A 2537-nucleotide genomic window follows, 5' to 3' on the forward strand; every position below is an offset into this window, starting at 1 on the left:
AGTAATGATTTACCTGTACGCGGCGGGATAGTAACGATTAAACGATTTAGGGTGCCATCTGCTATCTGCTCACATAAACCGATCAGCTTATTTGCCCAGGTATGAAAGGCATAATCAGGGTAAGCAGTTGCAATAAAATCACGAAATGTCTTTTGCTCGGTTGTTAATTGTTTTAATGCAGGATCAGGAACATCTAATAAACCCCAGTCACTCCAGGCATCAAGCGCAGGCTCAAGCAGCAGGCCAGTCATCAAGTTCTGGCCTCGGGCCTTTGGCTATCTGATGGTTTAAGCGGTGCGCGCAACATGCCGCCGATCTCACCGATCACTCGGAAAGCACCTACCGCAGCAGAAAACTGTTCACATTCAATTGCGCGGCGGGCACATTCATTAAGTGCATAAATCTGTTCAGAAACATGACGCCGCCGATCTGAAATCAGATCTTGCAMCATTCGCTCACGTGCAATATCTAAATAACGATTTAAGGTCTGAGTGTTGGTTACCCCCCAACTTTCTCGGGCTTTCTCGATAAGGAGCAACTGCGGCAGCCGCTGAGAAATCCATAACTGAGCCTCGGCAATACGTCGTTCAATTTCAGAGCAGGTAGGCCGTGGGGCGGCATTGCGTTTATGTGAATAACGCGGTGGATTACGTGGCCCAACTGGTCGAGTTGGATCAACACCAATAAGCGGACCAATAGGTGAGCCGTCATCGTCCTGGGCGGGAGCAGCATCCCGAAGCTGCTGAATTTCTGGCCCTTGCCCCTGTGGGGCCTGGGGATCGCTATTGGGCGGGGGAATTGGCGTCTTCATGAGAGCTGCGCCAGTGGCACTAGCCCTTTTGGGGTCAGCCCTTTTGGGGTCAGTCCTTGTGGGATTGGTTGGAGATAGGAAGCCCACTGCTCAACTGTAAGAACAACGCGCCAAGTGCCACCACGAAAACGAACAAGGGTGGCGGAAAGTGGAAGGTTTGCATTTTTGGCCTGCTGTTGGGCTTGTGGCGGTTTGATACGTGCAGCAGCGGCAGTATCAGCCCAGTTAGCAACTTGAATGGCGTGATTTGGCACGCCATCAAGATCGCCGGTGTCATCAATGCGGCCGGCGCCAAGTTTTCGATGAACAGGAATGCCAAGGATAGAAGTAAGCAATTCAGCTGCTTCTAGCTCAGCTCGATCACCTTTAGCCTTAGTACTATTGGACATAAAGATTATCTGAATTCGCTGATAGTCCAGAAGGGAACACCGAGTGTTTTGGTGGCAGAGCCATCAGCCTCTGCTGCTTTTTTAGCCGCCTTTAGTTGGGTATCAATGCTATTAACTGCTGAGGGATATTTCCATTTTGCTCGGCCTAAAGAGTAGGTAAAATTCCAATCATTGAAGCTAAAGGTATGGTCAAGTTCTGCTTTATCAACCAAAGCGGAGATTGAGTCTTTAAGTAACGCGAGTTCATCATCGAGTGATTTAAGAGCAGTCTTAATGGCAATGATGCGATCCAACTGACGATCAAGCGAGTCAGACTCTGGTGTCTGAGTTGAGTGAGCTAAAGCTGTAGGGCAGTTCATGGAGTAAGGATTTGGCGGGTGCGTTTAGCAAGAACTTCTTGCACAGCTTCTGGAGACCAAAGCAGATTGGGGGCCTTAATACCCCCACTACTAACGCAGAAGTGGATACCAGGGCGGAGTACACCAGCCTTACGTAGCCGCCGAAGTGTGGATTCAGAAGTGCGCAAGATTTGAGTGGCTTCCTGCGTGGTGGCGTGAAATCGCATAGTAAAAAGCAGGGTCGGAAGTCAGAACCCATCAAAAGCTTAGCGGATCAGCAGGCTGAGTAGAAACCACCTTCCAGGTAGCCCAGGCGCCAGCCCAGGCTGAAAGGCACTCAAAACGTCCCAAAAGTGGTCCAAAGATCAATTGGCCGGGATGTGCCCAGATTGTTTGGCCAGCGTCGTAGTGGTGGCCCCATGTGGCTTCTAAGGCCATGTAGCCGCCTATCTGCGCTGCAGTGCTGTAGGTGCTGCCATTTGGCCCCAGTGTTTTTAGGTCGGCCAGGATCCGCCGGCCGTCTTGATCCACGTAGGCGCAGTCAAAGGTTCCAGCCACCCTGCGAGTAGTGCAGCAGGTGGGGCGCTCGCTAGCGATCACCTGAAGCTGCTGCCAGCGCTCGTGGTTGATCAGCGGCTGGATCCAATCGGCGTGGTCGCCCTCCGCTAGCACCAGCAGCTCATCGCCCATAGAGCGGAACTGAGTACCTCGTTGTGCACCAGCAACGATCTGGCCTTGCTGCAGAAAAAGTTCCAGCGCGCGGTGTGTCTGGTTACCCCGTGGCCCCCAGGTGGTGCGGGTTGTCTCAATACGTTCACTGGCGTAATCAGATTTCAGGCAACCGATCACGCCGGTGATGCTGACGGGGAACTCCAGATCCCCCAGCCAGTAGCGATGTTCAGGGTCGCGCCGGTGGAGGCCAGGAATTGGTGAAAGCCAACGGTTGAGGGTTGTGGTCATTAGGGGGTGGGTGTGGTGGGGTCGCGCGCGCATGTGAAG

The 2537-nt window shown here is 52.8% G+C and carries 4 protein-coding genes and 1 pseudogene; all 5 read right to left on the reverse strand.

The genetic code is table 11. From position 1 onward, the window contains the following. Window positions 1-251: pseudogene (locus tag C7K08_RS13445) on the reverse strand (terminase); the annotation flags it as partial. Continuing rightward, window positions 251-811, reverse strand: coding sequence for a hypothetical protein (locus C7K08_RS13450; protein WP_241537273.1), 561 nt, complete (start codon window positions 809-811; stop codon window positions 251-253). The pseudogene C7K08_RS13445 and the gene C7K08_RS13450, both read right to left, overlap by 1 nt. Then, a complete protein-coding gene (locus tag C7K08_RS13455; protein ID WP_193464839.1) occupies window positions 808-1200 on the reverse strand; it encodes a hypothetical protein in 393 nt (130 codons plus the stop codon). The genes C7K08_RS13450 and C7K08_RS13455 overlap by 4 nt, the downstream gene beginning before the upstream one ends. A gap of 5 nt (window positions 1201-1205) precedes the next feature. Next, window positions 1206-1559, reverse strand: coding sequence for a hypothetical protein (locus C7K08_RS13460; RefSeq protein WP_106501051.1), 354 nt, complete (start codon window positions 1557-1559; stop codon window positions 1206-1208). Window positions 1560-1796: 237 nt separating this feature from the next. After that, window positions 1797-2537, reverse strand: a 741-nt coding sequence (locus tag C7K08_RS13470; protein WP_341272172.1) for a hypothetical protein, incomplete at its 5' end; no start/stop codon positions are given.

Source organism: Synechococcus lacustris str. Tous (assembly GCF_003011125.1).
Lineage (GTDB): Bacteria > Cyanobacteriota > Cyanobacteriia > PCC-6307 > Cyanobiaceae > Synechococcus_D > Synechococcus_D lacustris.

Excerpts from the sequence above, each read along its gene's own strand:
- C7K08_RS13460 (WP_106501051.1), bottom strand. The coding sequence starts at position 1,559 with ATGAACTGCCCTACAGCTTTAGCTCACTCAACTCAGACACCAGAGTCT.
- C7K08_RS13455 (WP_193464839.1), bottom strand. The coding sequence starts at position 1,200 with ATGTCCAATAGTACTAAGGCTAAAGGTGATCGAGCTGAGCTAGAAGCA.